The sequence below is a fragment of the Alkalibacillus silvisoli genome (genome assembly GCF_039521975.1).
Lineage (GTDB): Bacteria > Bacillota > Bacilli > Bacillales > Alkalibacillaceae > Alkalibacillus > Alkalibacillus silvisoli.
Window position 1 is genome coordinate 392432 of record NZ_BAAACZ010000009.1, and the last position, 18193, is coordinate 410624.

Below are 18193 nucleotides of genomic sequence, written 5' to 3' on the forward strand. Positions count from 1 at the left end.
TATGGATTTGATCACAAAGGATAACTACAAACAATCAATTAAATCTTATCAACCGAAACCAAAATATTTTATCAATTGCTTAAAAGCTTTCCTGGTCGGTGGGTTTATTTGTTTAATTGGCCAAGGTTTGACGGTGTTTTACATGGAGATGTTTGGCTTCTCGACGAAAGAAGCAGGTAATCCAACGATTACGACGTTAATCTTTATAGCGGCTATTTTAACTGGATTTGGTGTTTATGATAAAATCGGTCAATTTGCCGGAGCAGGTTCAGCTGTTCCTGTTACAGGATTTGCTAACTCGATTACTAGTGCTGCATTAGAACACCGTACAGAAGGTATTGTGCTAGGGGTTTCATCAAACATGTTTAAGCTTGCAGGTTCAGTAATCGTTTTTGGTACAGTAGCCGCCTATGTTGTTGGCATGATCCGATATACCATCCAAACATTATTCTAGAAAGTTAAGGTGAGTATTATGAAACAAGGAAAACAATCATGGTTATTTAACAATGGTGTATATATAAAAGGCACGGCCACTGTATCTGGCCCCAAAGAGAGAGCAGGCCCATTAGGTCAAACGTTTGATTATTCTTATGATGATTTGTATTGCGAAGGGAAGACATGGGAGCAAGCTGAACAAAACTTGCTCGATCAATCAATCAAAATATGTATAGAAAAATCTAAGATTAGAGAAGATGCTATTGATTTAATCATTAGTGGTGATTTGTTAAATCAAACTGTTTCATCGAACTACACAGCAAGAAATTATGGTAACCCGTTTTTAGGTGTGTTTGGTGCATGCTCTACTTCTATGCAAACTTTAGCAATTGGGTCATCTTTAGTTGATAGTGGGAATTGTGATTATGTTATGGCGAGTACAAGTAGTCATTATTCAAGCGCTGAAAGACAATTTAGGTACCCGACTGAATATGGCGGACAAAAACCTAATACATCAACTTCAACTGTTACAGGGGCAGGTTCAGCCTTAATATCACAAGAGAGAAGTTCAATTCAAGTTGAAGGTGCGACGATTGGTAAGGTTATCGATTTTGGTGCTGACGATCCTTTAGATTTGGGTTCTGCAATGGCGCCTGCCGCTGCAGATACGATTGTTCAACATTTTACTGATTTTAATAGCAGCCCAGAAGACTACGATTTAATTTTAACAGGTGACTTATCAAGTGTCGGTACACCAATTGTTAAGAAGTTAGCGTATCAAGCTGGGTATGACATAGAAAATGTACATCGCGATTGCGGCTTAATGGTTTATCATTCGAATCAAAATACCTTTGCCGGTGGAAGTGGTTGTGCAGTTTCTGCTGTTGTAACTTATGGTCAAATCGTTCAAAAACTACGATCTGGTGAACTAAATAAAGTGTTGGTTGTTGCAACGGGTGCATTACTTAGCCCTACCATCGTACAACAAAAAGAAACAATTCCATGTATTGCTCATGGTGTTGTATTAAAGCGGGTGAGTGAATCATGATCATGGACTTTTTTTGGGCTTTCGTAGTAGGTGGAAGCATTTGTGTGATAGGTCAATTATTGTTAGATATTTTTAAATTAACACCAGCACATGTTATGTCGTCATTTGTAGTGGCTGGAGCTGTTTTAGATGGATTTGGGTTATATGACAAGTTGATCGAATTTGCAGGGGCTGGGGCTACAGTTCCGATTACAAGCTTCGGTCATTCCTTGTTACATGGAGCAATGGTACAAGCTGAAGAACATGGCTTTTTAGGCATAGCTGTAGGGATCTTTCAGTTAACATCTGCTGGTATCGCCTCAGCCATTTTGTTTGGATTTTTAGTAGCAATCATTTTTAAACCTAAAGGATAAAGGGTGCGATTCTTTCATGGAACAAGAAGAACAGAAGATTCAACGTTCGATCACAGACAATAGAAAAATATTCGAGGAAAAACTAGGCCTCGATGTATCCTTTGATATAGGTTATAGAACGATTATTGTTCTTGGACGTGAAGTTGACTTTTATTATGTTAATGGTCTAGCTAATACAGACTACGTCACAGAAATTCTCAAGAAAATAATTGAAATTAATGACTTTGAAGAGAACGAGAATAAAGTTCCTGAAATTGTTAAAAACCGCTTAGCTAACCATCAATTCGAAGAGTACCGTAAAGTTGATGATGCAGCTACTGAAATCATGTCTGGTCTATTGGTTGTTGTTGTTGATGGTTTAGAAAAAGCGTATTGCGTCGATGTACGTAATTATCCTGGTCGGGGACCGGAAGAACCCGATACAGAGCGAGTAGTCAGAGGTTCAAGAGACGGATTTACCGAAAATATTATTGAAAATGCTGGTTTAACAAGGCGTCGGGTTAGAGATGAGAATTTACGTTTAGAAATCATGCAAGTAGGTAGGCGTTCTAAAACTGATGTCTCAATCATGTATATTGATGATATCGCAGACCCTGGATTAATCGATACGGTAAGGAATCAAATTGATGATATAGTAGTAGATGGTTTAGCGATGTCAGATAAAACCTTAGAAGAATTTGTATTAGATCAAGCCAAAACCCCGTTCCCGCTAGTGAGGTATACAGAAAGACCAGATGTCGCATCAGCCCATTTATTTGAAGGCCACGTACTCGTGATGGTTGATACTTCACCTAGTGTTATGATTACGCCAACAACAATGTTTCATCATGTCCAACATGCCGAAGAGTTTAGACAAGTTCCATTTGTTGGTACGTTTGTCAGATGGATTAGGTTTTTAGGTATTTTTGCTTCTCTATTTTTATTACCATTATGGCTATTATTCGTATTAGAGCCTGACCGCTTACCTGAAAATTTGGCTTATATCGGACCTTCAGATGAAGGGAATGTACCTATAGTGGTACAAGCATTAATGGCTGATATTGGCTTAGAGTTCTTAAGGATTGCCGCCATTCACACTCCAACTGCTGTATCAACGGCACTTGGGTTAATAGCAGCAGTGTTAATTGGTGAGATAGCGATCGAGGTTGGATTATTTACACCTGAAATCATATTATATGTTGCAATTGCTGCAGTTGGAAGTTATGCAACACCTAGTTATGAGTTATCAGTTGCGAATAAAATTGCAAGAATGTTATTAGTAATCTTAACCGCTTCATTTGGTGTATTAGGGCTCGTCTTAGGTTTCACACTATATATTTTAATTTTAGTGAGGACGTATTCATTGAACACACCTTATTTATGGCCATTAATCCCATTTAACGCTAAGGCTATGTATAGCATATTATTTAGAATATCTGTTCCTATAGAAAAGCGTCGTCCTAGTATAGTTCATCCGCAAGATGATAAAAGAAGATAAATAATCATTAGGCTATGGACTTAACTTTATGTTCATAGCCTTTTTCTGATCTACATAAGTGCCACTATGTATTGATAAAGTATTCTAATTAGAAGTATTCTTTACTTAAAATAAGGAATGTTAGCCGTTACAAAAGTTATCGTATTGAATGATGATATACAATTTCAAACTAAAAATAATTGAACGTTGTCTCTCCATATGGTAAGTTTACTGTATTGTAAAGCGACAAATGTGGTAACAGAAATGGATGGGTGAGTTTCAAGATGGTTAAAGACACACTAGAAATTGGTGGTAAAAGCCTAATTAGTTTAACTGAAAAATATGGAACACCACTTTATGTATATGATGTAGAAAAGATTCGAGATAACGCAAGAGCATTTGTTCATACCTTTAAAAAGCAAGGTATTGATTTTCAAGTAGCTTATGCGAGTAAAGCTTTTTCTTCTATTGCGATGTTACAAGTAGCTAAACAAGAAGAATTAAGCTTAGATGTCGTATCAGAAGGTGAATTATATACGGCTATACAAGCAGGTTTTCCAGCAGAAAAAATACACTTACATGGAAATAATAAAAGTATTTCAGAATTAGAAATGGCTATTGAACATGAAGTAGGTTGTATCGTTATCGATAACTTTCACGAAATTGATTTGTTGAGTGCGATTTTGAAAGAAAAAAATAAAAAAGTAAATGCTCTGATTAGAATAACTCCTGGTATCGAAGCTCATACACATGAGTATATATTGACAGGACAAGAAGATTCCAAGTTTGGTTTTGACCTTTTAAGTAATCAGGCAGAACAAGCTGTTAATACTATTTTAAATCAAGAAAACATTCACTTATTAGGTGTTCATAGTCATATAGGTTCACAAATTTTTGAAACAACTGGTTTTGAGATGACTGTGAAATCCTTATATAATGCGCTAAGCCGGTGGAAAGAACAGTATGATTTCGATGCGGAAGTCATTAATCTAGGTGGCGGATTTGGTATTAAATATACTGAAGATGACCAACCACTTCCATTATCAAATTATGTAACTGCTCTAGTAAAGTCAGTGAAGCAATGCGCAATTGAACATAACTTATCAGTTCCAGAAATATGGATCGAGCCAGGTCGTTCTATTGTAGGTGATGCTGGTGTTACAGTTTATGAAATCGGCGCAATAAAGGATATACCTGGAGTCCGTAAGTATGTTTCAGTAGATGGTGGAATGACTGATAATATTAGGCCAGCTCTTTACCAAGCAGAATATGACGCTGTAGTCCTTAATAAGTTAGAAAAACGTAACGAAGAAACAGTTGCAATTGCTGGAAAGTGTTGTGAAACTGGAGATATGTTGATTTGGGATTTAGAAGTGCCTAAAATAGAAAGTGGAGACTATTTAGCAGTCTTCTCCACAGGTGCTTATGGATATTCAATGGCTAGTAATTATAACCGCTTTCCTAAAGCAGCTGTTGTTTTTGTTGAGAATGGTGAAGATAATTTAGTAATAAAACGTGAAGAAATTCAAGATTTGACACGTTTTGACCTTTCATATGAGTAAAATAGATAAGAAAGTAGGGATTTTATAATGAAAAAAGCAACGATTCATTTTGAAAATGGAGAACAAATTAAAATTGATTTATTTGAAGAAGATGCACCCAACACAGTAGAAAATTTTGTGAAATTAGCGAATGATCACTTTTATGACGGTTTAACATTCCACCGTGTTATTCCTGGTTTTGTCATTCAAGGTGGATGTCCAAAAGGAAATGGAACAGGTGGGCCAGGTTATACGATTAAATGTGAAACAGAAGGTAATCCTAAGAAGCATGAACGTGGTTCTTTATCTATGGCGCATGCAGGAAAGGATACAGGGGGAAGCCAGTTCTTCATCTGTCATGATGCACAACCACACCTTGACTCTCGTCACACGGTTTTTGGTAAGGTAACAGAAGGTTTTGAAGTAGTTGATCGTGTTCAACCAGGTGATGCCATGCAAAAAGTTGTCATCTCCGAATAATAGGTTTTATGGGCATTGATTACTCGTTTCCCTCTTTTTAATTTAGTGTTATTGACAAATGAACGAAAACGAGTAAAGTATATATTGTATTATATAAGGATAATTGGCAAAAATATGTAAGTAAAGATAGTTTTAAAGAGGGGTTTTTATGCTTATTAAATATAAAAAAAGTTTTGAGAAGATTGCAATGGGCCTACTTTCTTTTATGCCTGATGAAAAAGAGGTAAAAAAATTGCAAACGACAATCAAAGAATATGAAACGAATGACAAATGGCAGCTATTTCTATGGAAAGATGAAGATGTCCTAGGAGCATTAGGGATTCGTTTTGAAGATGAGACAATGGTTGTTCAACATATTAGTGTAACACCATCACATCGTAACCAAGGTATAGGTAACGATATGGTTAAGGCGTTAAAAGATCAATTTGAAGAGCAATATCATATTTGTGGCGATGATAAGACAAAGGATTTCTTTGACCAATGTGACTAATATAAAGTGGTTTCAACTAGGGCGTATTACCACAGTTGAAGCCACTTTATTTGTTGATTCCGCTTAAATAAGGCTAATCTATATTCCTTTTTGCTTGAATATTTGGTAACATGATTATGGAGAAACAAAGCGTTTTGAAATGAGTGAGTTCATGACCGAATCTATATATAAAGTTAAAATTGACGCTTTTGAAGGACCATTAGATTTATTACTACATTTAATTAATCAATATGAAATTGATATTTATGATGTACCTTTAAAGGAAATTGCTGTACAGTACATGGAATATATTCATACCATGCAAGATTTACATTTAGACATCGCGAGCGAATATCTTGTCATGGCCGCTACATTACTAGAAATTAAGAGTAATTTGTTACTACCGAAGCAGGAGCTTGATTTTGACGATGAGTATGAAGAAGACCCACAAGAGGAATTAATTCAGCGGTTAGTTGAATATAAAAAGTATAAAGAAGCTTCGAAAGTGTTAAAAGAAAAAGAACTTGAATCGAATCAAGTTTATACCCGACCACCTAAAGATTTAACTCCGTATCAATCTGAGGATGTGGTTAAAAGAAGCGACGTTTTATCAGTTACTGATTTAACCGAAGCATTTCAAAAAGTACTTAGAAGAAAAAAATTATTAGAGCCTATGGAAACAACGATTCAACGTCAAGAAATTTCAATTGAAGAAAGAATGGACGGTGTAATTGAAACGTTGCAACGATTTCAAGGTAAATCTTCATTCTACTCTTTATTTAGCTATGAAGAAAGGTTTGAAGTCGTCACAACATTTCTAGCCTTGCTTGAATTAATGAAATCTTATAGGGTGGTTTGTTATCAACAACAGAACTTCGATGATATAACAGTTGCTCTTACGGAGGATTCAATATGGAATTAGCACAATTAAAAGGTGTGTTAGAAGGTTTGTTGTTCGCTTCAGGTGATGAAGGAATCGCAATGCCTCAGTTAAAAAAAGTTCTATCAGTTAACGAAGAAACAGCAAATGTATTGATTGAAGAACTAAAATACGATTATGAACATGGACAAAGAGGTTTATCTATCTTAGAACAAAAGGGTGTTTATTATTTAACAACAAAATCAGAACACGCCTTATATTTTGAAAAAATGCAAGAAACAAATGCTAGCTCCAAGCTTTCGCAAGCCGCTCTGGAAACCTTAGCCATAATTGCTTATAGGCAGCCGATTACACGAGTTGAAATTGAAGATATTCGAGGAGTGAAAAGTGATGGACCAATTCAGACGTTGGTTTCACGTTTTATAATCGAAGAATGTGGCAGGAAAGAAACAAGTGGCCGACCGATTTTGTTTCAAACAACGAAGGAATTCTTAACATTCTTCGGTTTAACTTCATTAGATGAACTTCCACCACTACCGGATGAGAACATTCAAGAAGCGGTACAAGAAGCAGATTTATTCTTCGATGGAATGGAAGAGTCACTGACTTAATATTATTTGATGATTGTTCGTCAAGGAGGTAACTTTGTGGCCGATGAGCACAAACTTATATTTACAAGCTGAAAAAGTTTATAATCAGTTAAAATTAATCGAGCATGATTTAAGCCACTTTCTAAATGATAAAAGTGTCTCATATATTTTAACAGAAGAAGATGATTTAGATCGGGAATATATACAGTCAGTCGTTAAACATTTTCGGTATTTAGAGGTTTATTGTATGGAAGGAAAGCATGCATTAGAAAGACTGATTGCAACAGAAGATATACAAGAAGAAGTGTTAGAAAAAGTGTTGCAAGGGGTCTATCTGAAATGTGTTAATGGGTTCTTTTCCCCTAAGGATGATATATGGCATGAAGATAGCCGTGCATCGTATCGTAATAAGATGTCAATTGACTTTCAATATGAACCAGGTTCACATATTGTTGATTTAACTGAAATAGTTGAACCAGTCTTTCAGGATTTAAGAGAACAACTAGATTATTTAGAGGCAGTTTAAAATAGCTTTATTTTTTACGACTTAACTAAGAGCGAAATGCTCTTAGTTTTTTTGTTTATGAACTATTTTTCTCAAAGCTTTAATCATACAAGTGAAGTACTAGCCATATAATGTTTTATGAGAAAAGGACAAGACTGGATACAGAATAGGAGATGTCAGATGAGAAAACTTATAACATTTGCTCTTATTTTATCTTTATTGTGGTGGAAGCCTGTAACAACGGAAGCTGAGCCTGGTGTATCAGCTAAAAGCGCTATTGCAATGGATTTGGAAACACAAGAAATCTTGTATTCAAAAAATATGTATGATGAACTACCGATTGCTAGTATTACTAAGATCATGACCGCGATTGTTGCATTAGAACATGAAGATTTAGATACTAAGACTGAGGTATCAAATGAGGCCTCTCGAATGATTGGTTCTTCATTATATACTCAAGCAGGAGAAACCTATTCATTTGAAGACTTGTTATATGGATTAATGTTGAGATCAGGTAATGATGCAGCGTATGCCATTGCTGAGCACGTTGCTGGTAGTGAAAAAGGGTTTGCGTTTTTAATGAATGAAAAAGCGGAATGGATCGGGATGCAAAACAGTCAATTTCAAAATCCTCATGGCCTAGATGAAGATGGGCATTATTCAAGTGCTTATGATATGGCGTTATTAACTAGTTATGCGATGAATACAAGTGAAGACTTCCGTGAGATCTTTGGTACAAAACGATATTTATCTGAAAATGTCGGTTATCATTGGATGAATAAAAATAAACTATTAATGACATATGATCAAGTTTGTACAGGTGGTAAGACTGGATACACAAGTGTTGCTGGTCGTACTTTAGTAACGACAGCAGAACAGGATGGTAATGAAATTGTGGTGGTAACAATTGACGCATCTGATGATTGGAATGATCATCGCCTTTTATATAATCATGCTTTTTCACATTTAGAAGATCGCCCTGAAATTCCAATATTTTTTGATGAGGAACCAACTAACCCTTCCATTTGGGAGCGTTTTATAACATCGTTCCGTTATTTACAAGGAGCAATATAAATGGTTAATATCATCTGGGTAGCACTGGCAGCAATTGGGATTATTTATGCTTTCTTTAATGGCACAATAGAGGAAGTTAATGAAGTCATTTTCAGTAGTGCCCAAGATGCTGTAGCATTAACGATCAGTTTAGTTAGTGTTTTAGTTTTTTGGTTAGGTTTAATGAGGATTGCAGAGAAAGCAGGTTTGTTGGACAAGTTGGCTTATGTATTTAGACCAATTTTCACAAGGCTATTCCCAGAAATTCCAGCAAACCATCCTGCAATGGGATATATATTATCTAATTTCTCAGCAAACTTGTTTGGTTTAGGTAATGCTGCAACACCCCTTGGGATCAAGGCGATGCATGAGATGAAAAAGCTTAATAACGATAGTATCGAAGCTTCGCGTTCAATGATTACATTTTTAGCTTTGAATACATCAAGTGTGACACTCGTTCCAACAACGATAATTGCAATTCGAATGCAGTATGACTCCATGGCTCCTACTGAAATTGTAAGCTCAACAATTATAGCCACTTTTATCTCGACCATTGGTGCGATATTAATAGATCGTTATTTTCACTATCAAAGGCAAAGGAGACTCATATAATGCTTGTCCATATCAGTAATTGGATTATTCCACTTATAATACTTACGGTATTGCTGTATGGGACATTCAAAAAAGTCCCAACGTATGAAACGTTTGTTGAAGGAGGTAAGGAAGGCGTGAAAATGGCTGTTTCCTTGCTTCCTTTTTTATTAGGAATGATTGTATCGATTAGTATTTTCAGAGCATCTGGTGCATTAGATGCGTTTGTTAATTTAATTGATCCTGTATTATCCATATTTAATATTCCATCAGAAATTGTACCACTTGCAGTCACTAGACCTATATCAGGGACTGCTTCATTAAGTATCGCAACAGATTTAATTAAAACAGAAGGTCCAGATTCGTTTGTTGGTCAGTTAGCCTCAACAATGCAGGGTAGTACAGATACTACGTTGTATGTGTTAACAGTATATTTTGGTGCAGTTGGCATAAAGAAGATGGGAAATGCATTAAAAGTTGGACTTTTAGCTGATTTCGTTGGTATAATAGCTTCATTATTTGTATGTTACCTTATATTTGGTTCATAATGTTAGGTAAGTATTAAAGCGTTAACCGTGAAGTTAACGCTTTTCTTATGCCATAATATATAAAGACTACATAACCAAGAATAAGACTAAGAAGGTGGAAGCCATGAGTGGACAAAAAGAAAGATTACAAAAAGTTATAGCAAATAGTGGAGTCACATCAAGAAGAAAGGCAGAAGGATTAATTGAATCAGCTCGAGTGAAGGTGAATGGTAAAGTGGTCACTGAGTTAGGGACAAAAGTATCTCAAAGTGATGATATAGCTGTTGATGATATTGTCATAGAAAAAGAACAACCCGTTTATTTTATTATTAATAAACCAAGACAAGTTATATCTACAGTAGAAGATGATAAAGGAAGGAAAGTAGTAACTGATTTACTTTCTAAAGAAATAAAACAAAGAGTGTATCCGGTCGGACGATTAGATTATGATACGACGGGGTTATTACTATTAACGAATGATGGGAATTTAACGAATAAGCTGATTCACCCTAAATATGGAGTTGATAAAGTTTACATTACTAAAGTAAATGGAACTTTAACTAAAGAAGAAGTTTTACAATTGAAAAAAGGTGTTACACATGATGGTGAGAGGCTAAAAGCAGTTAAAGCCAGATTATTAGAAGTAGATCAGAAGAAGGGGAAAACGAAAGTCGAACTTGTTTTACACCAAGGCAAGAACCGTCAAGTTCGTCGAATGTTTGAGGCGTTAGGATATAAAGTAGAAAAACTAAAACGTGAACAGTTTGGTACCCTGACTTTAGGTAAGTTACAGCCAGGAGAGTACCGAGAGCTCACACCGCATGAAGTGAAGCGATTGGTGGATTTAACACAGAAAAATGTTAAATAATGTTCAAACATGTAACTCTAGATAAAAATCCTCAATGATATAATAGCCTGTGAGGAGGGATCCTTTTGGACAAAAAAAAGAAGCGTCTGATATTTCGTAGTATAGTTCTTGCTATTTTAGCAGGTACTTTAGTATTTGTTTTAATTGTAAACGCAGGTTCTGACCGTCCTTCTTTACAAGAAGGCATGGAGGCGCCTAATTTTGAATTAGAACGTCTTGATCAAGAAGGTGAATCGATACAACTTCATGATTTGCGCGGTCAAGGTGTAATGATTAATTTTTGGGCAACATATTGTGAGCCGTGTAAAGAAGAGATGCCCTACATGGACCAATTATATGAAGAGTATCACGATGAAGGTATAGAAATTGTTGCTGTAAGTGTCGATAAAAATGAATCGGTTATAAATAGTTTTTATAATAGTCTTGATTTATCTTTTCCAAGTACACATGACCGAAATGAAACTGTAATGGAAGCATATGAGATCGTACCACTTCCAACATCTTATTTCATAAATCCAGATGGAACTATTGAGCGAATTGTCAGGGGTCCTGTAACATTAGAGAGCTTGGAAGAGTATTTCCATGAAATATTACCTCAATAAAGAAGTAAACAGAATCGCGAGGGGTTATAATGAGTGAAAAAGGGATACGTTGTGAGTGTGGCCACTTAAACAAAGAAGGCACTGTGCTTTGTGAAGCATGTGGTAAACCGATTGAAGGAAACCAGCACATTGATGGTAATGATGAAAAACAGGTGCTTGAAATGCGCTATGAAGGAAGTGCCAGACGTTCACAAACTTATAAAAGAACATTTGTTGATAAAACTTGGGCATATTTCTCTTCAGTAAAAGTGGGGGTATGGTTAATTGCCATTACGTTATTTATGTCTGCATTAGGGACTATTTACCCTCAAGAACAGTTTAAAAATTCACCATTACCATCATCACAATTTTATGTTGAAGAGTATGGCTTAACGGGACAGATTTTCTATCAGTTAGGTTTTCATAATATGTATAGCTCATGGTGGTACATAACATTAGTCGCTTTAATTGGTGTATCAATCATTGTTGCAAGTATTGATCGTTATGTGCCTTTAAGAAGAGCGTTAAACAATCAAAAAACAAAACGCCACGAAGTCTTTGTTAAAAGACAGCGTTTAGTAAGTAAGGATAATGATTTAAGTGACAATGAAATTGAGTCATTAAAGAAGAATTTAAAAGACAAGCGTTATAAAGTCTATGAAGATGATGGTCACATTATGGCAGAGAAAAACCGTTTTTCTAGATGGGGCGCTTATGTTAATCATATTGGACTAATTATTATTTTAATGGCGGCTATTTTTAGAATGTTTGAAGTGATGCACGTTGATGATTATGTTTGGGTACGTGAAGGAGAAACCAGAGTCATTCCAAGTACGAATCAAGAGTACTACGTGGAAAACACTGAGTTTGTTTATGAAGAGTATGACCCTGAAACACAAGAACAATTTAGTCGGGCTTTAGAAGATGTTGAAGACCCAGTACCGAAAAACTTTCAAACAAACACAGTCATTTATCGAACAACAGAAGAAACACTTCCAGGTCAAGAACCTGAATTAGAGGAAGTCACAAGAGGAGAAATTCGCTTAAATCAACCGGTTACATTTGATGGTTATTCACTTTATCAGGCTGGTACTCAGTTAGAATCAGAATATGATTCAATGTCTTTTGATGTGCAGTTAGATGAGGAATCATTAGGTGAATTCACTTTCTATACTGATGAAGCTCCTCCTGAATTTCAATTAGAAGAGAGTGGATTAACCATTAATGTTGATAATTGGTTCCCTGAACTAGAGTTTACTGAAACGGGTCCATCTTCATTTTCAAAGTTTCCGAGAAATCCTGGGTTAATTCTCTCAATTGAAAATCCAGAAACTGAAGAAAATGAAAGATTCTTTTATCTACAAGAGGATATTATTCCATTATCAGATGCGAACCAAATAGAAATGAGTGTAACTGATTTAGATAGACGATCTGCTTCTGGTTTAACTGTTAAAAAGGATAATACACTTCCGTTATTCGGGCTTGGAGCAGGGATCTTTATGATTGGTGTCGTACAAGGTATGTATTGGTATCACAGACGAGTGTGGATTCATCCTAAAGACGGAAAATATCATATTGGCGTTCATACGAATAAAAACTGGTACGGGATGAAGCAAGAATTAGAGAAAGTTACTGATGGTACAAATATTAAAGAATTTGAAGACCAACAAGAATTAAAGTAAGTAAAGAAGAGTCCGAGGAGGGATTCGATGGATTTCTATGAATTAAGCAGTACATTTTTATATATTACTTTTGTCATTTACTTAATCGCAACTGCATTTTTCGGAATGACGTTAGGTAATAAAAGAGATGAAAACAAAAAGTCAAAAGCAACTAAGTATGCTATGATTTTCACAATAACCGGCTTTACATCACAGCTCATATCATTTGTTTTTAGATGGCTTGAAGCAGGGCACATTCCGGTTAGTAATATGTTTGAATACATTTACTTTTTCGGAATGATGTTAGTTCTTTCATTTATTGTGATCCACTTTGTATATGGTGTGTCGGTTTTAGGTTTAATCGCTTTACCTATCGCTATTGTAATTATTGGTTATGGAAGTATGTTCCCACAAGAAGTAGCCCCTTTAGTTCCATCGTTACAATCACATTGGTTATATATACATGTTACGATGGTAGGACTAGCACAAGCTATTTTAGCGATTAGTTTTATAGCAGGTTTGTTATTCTTAATTGTAAAAATTAATCAGTCAACTAGAAATAAAGAAACCACGTTTTTAGAGCTTATTATTTATGGTGTCGTTGCGACGGTTGGGTATATTATTCTATCAACTGGATTTGGTGCAGCAGGTTATGAAGCGATGTTTATCAAAGATGCTGATGATGGTTACCAGTATGAAATCGTGTATGAAATGCCCGCTTTATTTCAACCGAACAATTCAGAACTCATGAGTGAAGACAGGTTCAATTCAGGACTTGAGACTCCGGCATGGATGCAAGGTGTTGATGCAGGACAGAAGCTAAATACCTTAACTTTATCTTTATTAACGGGTCTTGTGTTATATGGCTTAATCCGCTTAATATTACGTGGTCAAAGAATAGGTGCTTATCTGCAGCCTAAGTTTGGTAAAGTGAATCCTGATGTGGTTGATGACATTATGTACCGAGCAATTGCAATAGGTTTTCCGTTATTTACATTAGGAGGCTTAATCTTTGCGGCGATTTGGGCTCAAGAAGCTTGGGGTCGCTTCTGGGGTTGGGACCCGAAAGAAGTTTGGGCTTTAGTTACATGGTTATTCTATGCAGTGTTCCTACACCTAAGGTTAACAAGAGGATGGCATGGTAAGAAATCAGCTTGGTTAGCTGTTATTGGTTTTGCTATTATTATGTTTAACTTAATTGTAATTAACTTAGTCATCGCTGGATTACATTCATACGCTTAATGATTATTTAATTGAAGGGGTTGTCTTTTATGTCAGAAGAGGCAAAGATTTTAGTTGTTGATGATGAAGAACGAATCAGACGTTTACTTAAACTTTACTTAAACCGTGAAGGGTATGAAATTGAAGAAGCTGAAAATGGTGAAGAAGCTTTAAGTAAAGCTTTAGATGTAGACTATGATTTGATTTTATTAGACTTAATGTTACCAGGAAAAGATGGAATGGAAGTTTGCGGAGAGCTTCGTGAACATAAAGCAACTCCTGTAATTATGTTGACAGCAAAAGGGGAAGAGTCTAATCGTGTTCACGGATTTGAAGTTGGAGCAGATGATTATATTGTTAAGCCGTTTAGTCCACGTGAAGTGGTGTTAAGAGTTAAAGCTTTACTAAGACGTTCATCTGTAACTAAATATTTAGAGACGAAGCCTGACTCACAAAATGTATTAGTGTTTCCGCATTTGACAATCGATAAAGACGCTCATCGAGTATTAGCCGATGATATTGAAGTAAGCTTAACTCCAAAAGAGTATGAATTACTATATTATTTAGCAAAATCACCTGATAAAGTATTTGATCGTGAAGAACTTCTTAAAGAAGTGTGGGAATATGAATTTTTTGGTGATTTAAGAACAGTTGATACTCATGTTAAAAGGTTACGTGAAAAACTAAATAAAGTATCAGAAGAGGCAGCAAAAATGATTGTAACAGTGTGGGGAGTAGGCTATAAATTTGAGGTTATGGACACGTAATGTTTTGGAAAAGTGTTGTTTTTAAACTTTGGTCAACGATTATATTATTAGTGGCTTTCGTACTTTTAATTTTAACGGTTCTTTTACTAGAATTTTTTGAGAACTTTTATGTTGAAGATGCCGAGATGAATTTACTGAATCAAGCAGAAAGTGTTTATTCCTTAGTCGAAAGTCATGAAGAAGACGAAATTAGTATTGAGACGGTTAACCAATTAATCGCTCCATCTACTAGAGCAACGATTTTCTTTGATGAGCACCAATATTGGCAAAATGATGTCTACGAAGATTATCTAGAAATTGATCCGAGTTGGTTTATTACACATACAGATATTAGTCGTGTATTAACACATGATGAAGAAATTAAAGAAATATCTAGCGTACCAATTTCAAATGAGGATTTAATTATAGTCGGGATCCCAACTCATGATGGCAGTGGTGCGATTTATGTTTATCAATCATTAAACGTAGTTGAGGAAACAACAGAACAAACGACTAATATAATTTTAGTAGCTGCAACGATTGCTATTGTGTTGACGACGATTTTTGCATTTTTCTTATCAACTCGAATTACAGCACCATTAATTAAGATGAGAAAAGCAGCATCAGAGTTGGCAAGAGGAGAATTTCATACGAAAGTCCCGGTGTTAACTTATGATGAGATCGGTGAGTTAGCTAATTCATTTAATTTGATGAGACGTCAGTTAAACTATCATATTACAGCGCTAAATCAAGAGAAATCACAACTATCAAGTATTCTAAAATCTATGGCAGACGGTGTTATTACTGTAAATAAGAAACTAGAGGTTTTAATTATTAACCCACCTGCAGAACAATTTTTAGAACGATTATTGTATGAAAATAATTTACAAGATGAACCCTTACCAGAAGAGTTAAAAGTATACTTTAACCAAGTGTTAGAAAATGAAGAAGAACATTCGACTGAAATAGTTGTTCAAGGGCGTTCTTATGTAATAGTTATGACACCACTATATGATGACTCGGTTGTTGTCGGGGTAGTAGCAATTATTCGCGATATGTCAGACGAAAGACAACTTGATAAATTAAGGAAAGACTTTCTTGCTAATGTTTCTCATGAACTAAGAACGCCTATATCTATGATGCAAGGTTATTCAGAGGCAATAGTTGATGATGTAGCTGAAACGAAAGAAGATAAACAAGAGCTTGCACAGATTATTTATGACGAATCATTGAGGATGGGACGTCTCGTTAATGAATTATTGGATTTGGCACGTATGGAAGCAGGTCATATACAGTTAAATTTAGAAGAAGTAAACATTGAAGATTTTATTTCAAAAATTACAAGGAAGTTCTCAACTGTTGCACATGACCAAAATATATTATTTGAAACAGATGTTAACTTAGGTCTAAACAATATGAATGTTGACCCTGATCGTATTGAACAAGTGTTAACGAACTTAATTGATAATGCATTTAGACATACGGGAGAAGGCGGAATCGTTCAAGTAAATGTTGCAGACGAAAGCGATGATATAATAATTGAGATAATAGATAATGGATCGGGTATTTCTAAAGATGACCTACCATTCATATTTGAACGCTTTTATAAGAGTGATAAGGCAAGAACAAGAAACCAATCGAAAAAAGGTACTGGATTAGGACTTTCTATTGCTAAACATATTGTTGAGGCGCATGGTGGTAACATTTATGCGAAAAGTAAGTATAACGAAGGAACATCGTTTACATTTACAATTCCAAAATAAAAAGATTGTGTCGTAACTAAAATAGATGAAATTAAGAACCTAAAAAACCCAGTTAGGGACGCCTTTTAAGCGCCTCTAACTGGGTATAATTTAGTTTTACAGTTAATTTTTGGCTCTAAAATATTTGTTGGGGTAGAGACACAATTTAGGATGTGGTTATGATAGCGGCCGTTGGCGTCAGGTGATCCGCTTACGGTGGATGCTTGCACCCAAAGGGCACAAGTGCAACATCTGCTTAAACTTCCCTACGGTCGTTTGTCGCAGTGTTTTCTTTGCCGCAGCACGGCTCGAGCCTCCTCGGCCGAAAAGCGTGGCCTGCGGGGTCTCGAACCGTGCCCGCGGAAAGCGAAGCATTTTGATGGAGCGATGATATATATTCGTTAAAAGGATAATAAGTGGATGGTGTAAATTTTTACACCACCACATTTGAAATAGAACCTTATTTATTCCCTTGATAACGCGCGATGCAGTCATCAACTAAATTATTGGCCGCTTCTACACCTTCATACTCACCAATCTCAGTCTTCTTACCTTGTAAGTCTTTATACGTTTGGAAGAAATGAGAAATCTCATCTAATTTATGTTGAGGTAAATCATCTAATGAGTTAATGTCTTTAAAGCGTGGATCTTCAACTGGTACTGTAATCAGCTTCTGATCCTCATCACCATCATCGATCATGTTTAAGAAGCCTAAAACTTTAGATTCAATAACACAACCAGGGAATGTAGGGTTTGTTGTAAGTACTAGTGCGTCTAATGGGTCGCCATCAAGCGCTAAAGTTTCATCAATATACCCATATTCAGCTGGGTAAAATTGTGGAGAGAACAAAACGCGGTCTAATTTAAAGACACCTTTCTCTTTGTCATACTCATACTTATTTTGGCTACCTGTTGGAATTTCTACAAACACTTCAGTAATTTTATTTTTTGCCACAATGCCTTCCTCCTTATACTTCTAATTTGCCTATTCATTATATCAATCTTTATATAGTAAGAAAAGAAACATCCATGTTAAAATATAAGAAAATAATAGATTTGTGTTAAAGAAGACTAAGATTAACTTAAATAAGAATTTGGTACCGTAGTAAAAGATGGACAGATCCTAATGTCAATCTATAGTTTAACGTTATTTGGTGTGTGGTCGAATGCTTTTTGATTCATTTTAATAGATGAAGTTGGACAACCTTCAAATGCATCTTCTAGGTCATCCTCTAATTCAATAGGAATAGGGGTTGTGCCTTTATTATCATCTAATATACTAAAAGCAATACCTTCTTCATCATAATCAAATAAATCAGGGGCAGATGCGCCACAAGCACCACATGCGATACATGTATCCTTTTCAACCAACGTATACTTAGGCATAATTTTCATCCCCAATCTTACTAGCCATAAAATTATACATTTTTATTGTAAATTGATAGC

Annotated in this window: 21 protein-coding genes; 19 read left to right on the top strand and 2 right to left on the bottom strand. The window is 35.6% G+C overall.

The genetic code is table 11. The annotated features are described in order from the left end of the window. Position 1 precedes the first annotated feature (1 nt). The 19 genes from spoVAC (at position 2) to ABDZ63_RS06290 (ending at position 16768) form a co-directional block, all read left to right on the top strand. Positions 2–454: a stage V sporulation protein AC gene (gene spoVAC, locus ABDZ63_RS06200; RefSeq protein ID WP_343782458.1), complete on the top strand. Its 453-nt coding sequence runs from the start codon at positions 2–4 to the stop codon at positions 452–454. Positions 455–472: 18 nt separating this feature from the next. Beyond that, positions 473–1483 (top strand): stage V sporulation protein AD, encoded by a 1011-nt coding sequence (gene spoVAD, locus ABDZ63_RS06205; RefSeq protein ID WP_425541947.1) that lies wholly within the window; start codon positions 473–475, stop codon positions 1481–1483. Between the two features lie 2 nt (positions 1484–1485). Further along, positions 1486–1836 (top strand): stage V sporulation protein AE, encoded by a 351-nt coding sequence (gene spoVAE / locus ABDZ63_RS06210; protein WP_343782462.1) that lies wholly within the window; start codon positions 1486–1488, stop codon positions 1834–1836. Between the two features lie 16 nt (positions 1837–1852). Then, positions 1853–3313, top strand: a complete 1461-nt coding sequence (locus tag ABDZ63_RS06215; protein WP_343782464.1) for a spore germination protein — start codon at positions 1853–1855, stop codon at positions 3311–3313. A 263-nt stretch (positions 3314–3576) separates the two neighbouring features. After that, positions 3577–4854, top strand: coding sequence for a diaminopimelate decarboxylase (gene lysA, locus ABDZ63_RS06220; protein ID WP_343782465.1), 1278 nt, complete (start codon positions 3577–3579; stop codon positions 4852–4854). Positions 4855–4881: 27 nt separating this feature from the next. Continuing rightward, complete coding sequence (locus tag ABDZ63_RS06225) at positions 4882–5313, top strand: peptidylprolyl isomerase (RefSeq protein ID WP_343782467.1); 432 nt, start codon at positions 4882–4884, stop codon at positions 5311–5313. 148 nt (positions 5314–5461) lie between these two features. Then, entirely contained in the window at positions 5462–5803 is a 342-nt protein-coding gene (locus tag ABDZ63_RS06230; protein WP_343782469.1) for a GNAT family N-acetyltransferase, read from the top strand. 151 nt (positions 5804–5954) lie between these two features. After that, positions 5955–6704: a segregation/condensation protein A gene (locus ABDZ63_RS06235; protein WP_343782470.1), complete on the top strand. Its 750-nt coding sequence runs from the start codon at positions 5955–5957 to the stop codon at positions 6702–6704. Continuing rightward, positions 6695–7273, top strand: a complete 579-nt coding sequence (gene scpB, locus ABDZ63_RS06240) for an SMC-Scp complex subunit ScpB (protein WP_343782471.1) — start codon at positions 6695–6697, stop codon at positions 7271–7273. The genes ABDZ63_RS06235 and scpB overlap by 10 nt, the downstream gene beginning before the upstream one ends. Before the next feature lie 43 nt (positions 7274–7316). Then, on the top strand, positions 7317–7778 hold the full coding sequence (locus ABDZ63_RS06245) for a DUF3907 family protein (RefSeq protein WP_343782472.1): 462 nt from the start codon (positions 7317–7319) through the stop codon (positions 7776–7778). Between the two features lie 159 nt (positions 7779–7937). Beyond that, on the top strand, positions 7938–8831 hold the full coding sequence (locus ABDZ63_RS06250; protein WP_343782474.1) for a D-alanyl-D-alanine carboxypeptidase family protein: 894 nt from the start codon (positions 7938–7940) through the stop codon (positions 8829–8831). Continuing rightward, positions 8832–9422 (top strand): nucleoside recognition domain-containing protein, encoded by a 591-nt coding sequence (locus ABDZ63_RS06255; protein WP_343782475.1) that lies wholly within the window; start codon positions 8832–8834, stop codon positions 9420–9422. Further along, on the top strand, positions 9422–9949 hold the full coding sequence (locus tag ABDZ63_RS06260; RefSeq protein WP_425541948.1) for a spore maturation protein: 528 nt from the start codon (positions 9422–9424) through the stop codon (positions 9947–9949). The genes ABDZ63_RS06255 and ABDZ63_RS06260 overlap by 1 nt, the downstream gene beginning before the upstream one ends. A gap of 103 nt (positions 9950–10052) precedes the next feature. Next, positions 10053–10796 (top strand): pseudouridine synthase, encoded by a 744-nt coding sequence (locus tag ABDZ63_RS06265; protein ID WP_343782476.1) that lies wholly within the window; start codon positions 10053–10055, stop codon positions 10794–10796. Positions 10797–10861: 65 nt separating this feature from the next. Then, positions 10862–11398, top strand: a complete 537-nt coding sequence (resA, locus tag ABDZ63_RS06270; protein ID WP_343782477.1) for a thiol-disulfide oxidoreductase ResA — start codon at positions 10862–10864, stop codon at positions 11396–11398. Between the two features lie 29 nt (positions 11399–11427). Next, positions 11428–13059 (top strand): cytochrome c biogenesis protein ResB, encoded by a 1632-nt coding sequence (gene resB / locus ABDZ63_RS06275; RefSeq protein WP_343782478.1) that lies wholly within the window; start codon positions 11428–11430, stop codon positions 13057–13059. Positions 13060–13086: 27 nt separating this feature from the next. After that, positions 13087–14280 (top strand): c-type cytochrome biogenesis protein CcsB, encoded by a 1194-nt coding sequence (ccsB, locus tag ABDZ63_RS06280; RefSeq protein WP_343782479.1) that lies wholly within the window; start codon positions 13087–13089, stop codon positions 14278–14280. A 29-nt stretch (positions 14281–14309) separates the two neighbouring features. Continuing rightward, positions 14310–15026: a response regulator transcription factor gene (locus ABDZ63_RS06285; protein WP_343782481.1), complete on the top strand. Its 717-nt coding sequence runs from the start codon at positions 14310–14312 to the stop codon at positions 15024–15026. 50 nt (positions 15027–15076) lie between these two features. Beyond that, entirely contained in the window at positions 15077–16768 is a 1692-nt protein-coding gene (locus tag ABDZ63_RS06290; protein ID WP_343782482.1) for an ATP-binding protein, read from the top strand. A gap of 439 nt (positions 16769–17207) precedes the next feature. On the opposite strand, the gene ABDZ63_RS06295 is transcribed toward ABDZ63_RS06290, so the two are convergent. Both ABDZ63_RS06295 and ABDZ63_RS06300 read right to left on the bottom strand, forming a co-directional pair. Beyond that, positions 17208–17705: an inorganic diphosphatase gene (locus ABDZ63_RS06295; RefSeq protein WP_343782658.1), complete on the bottom strand. Its 498-nt coding sequence runs from the start codon at positions 17703–17705 to the stop codon at positions 17208–17210. A gap of 176 nt (positions 17706–17881) precedes the next feature. Beyond that, the gene (locus ABDZ63_RS06300; RefSeq protein WP_343782483.1) at positions 17882–18133 is read right to left on the bottom strand and encodes a ferredoxin; all 252 of its coding nucleotides are present in this window, start codon (positions 18131–18133) and stop codon (positions 17882–17884) included. Positions 18134–18193: the final 60 nt, after the last annotated feature.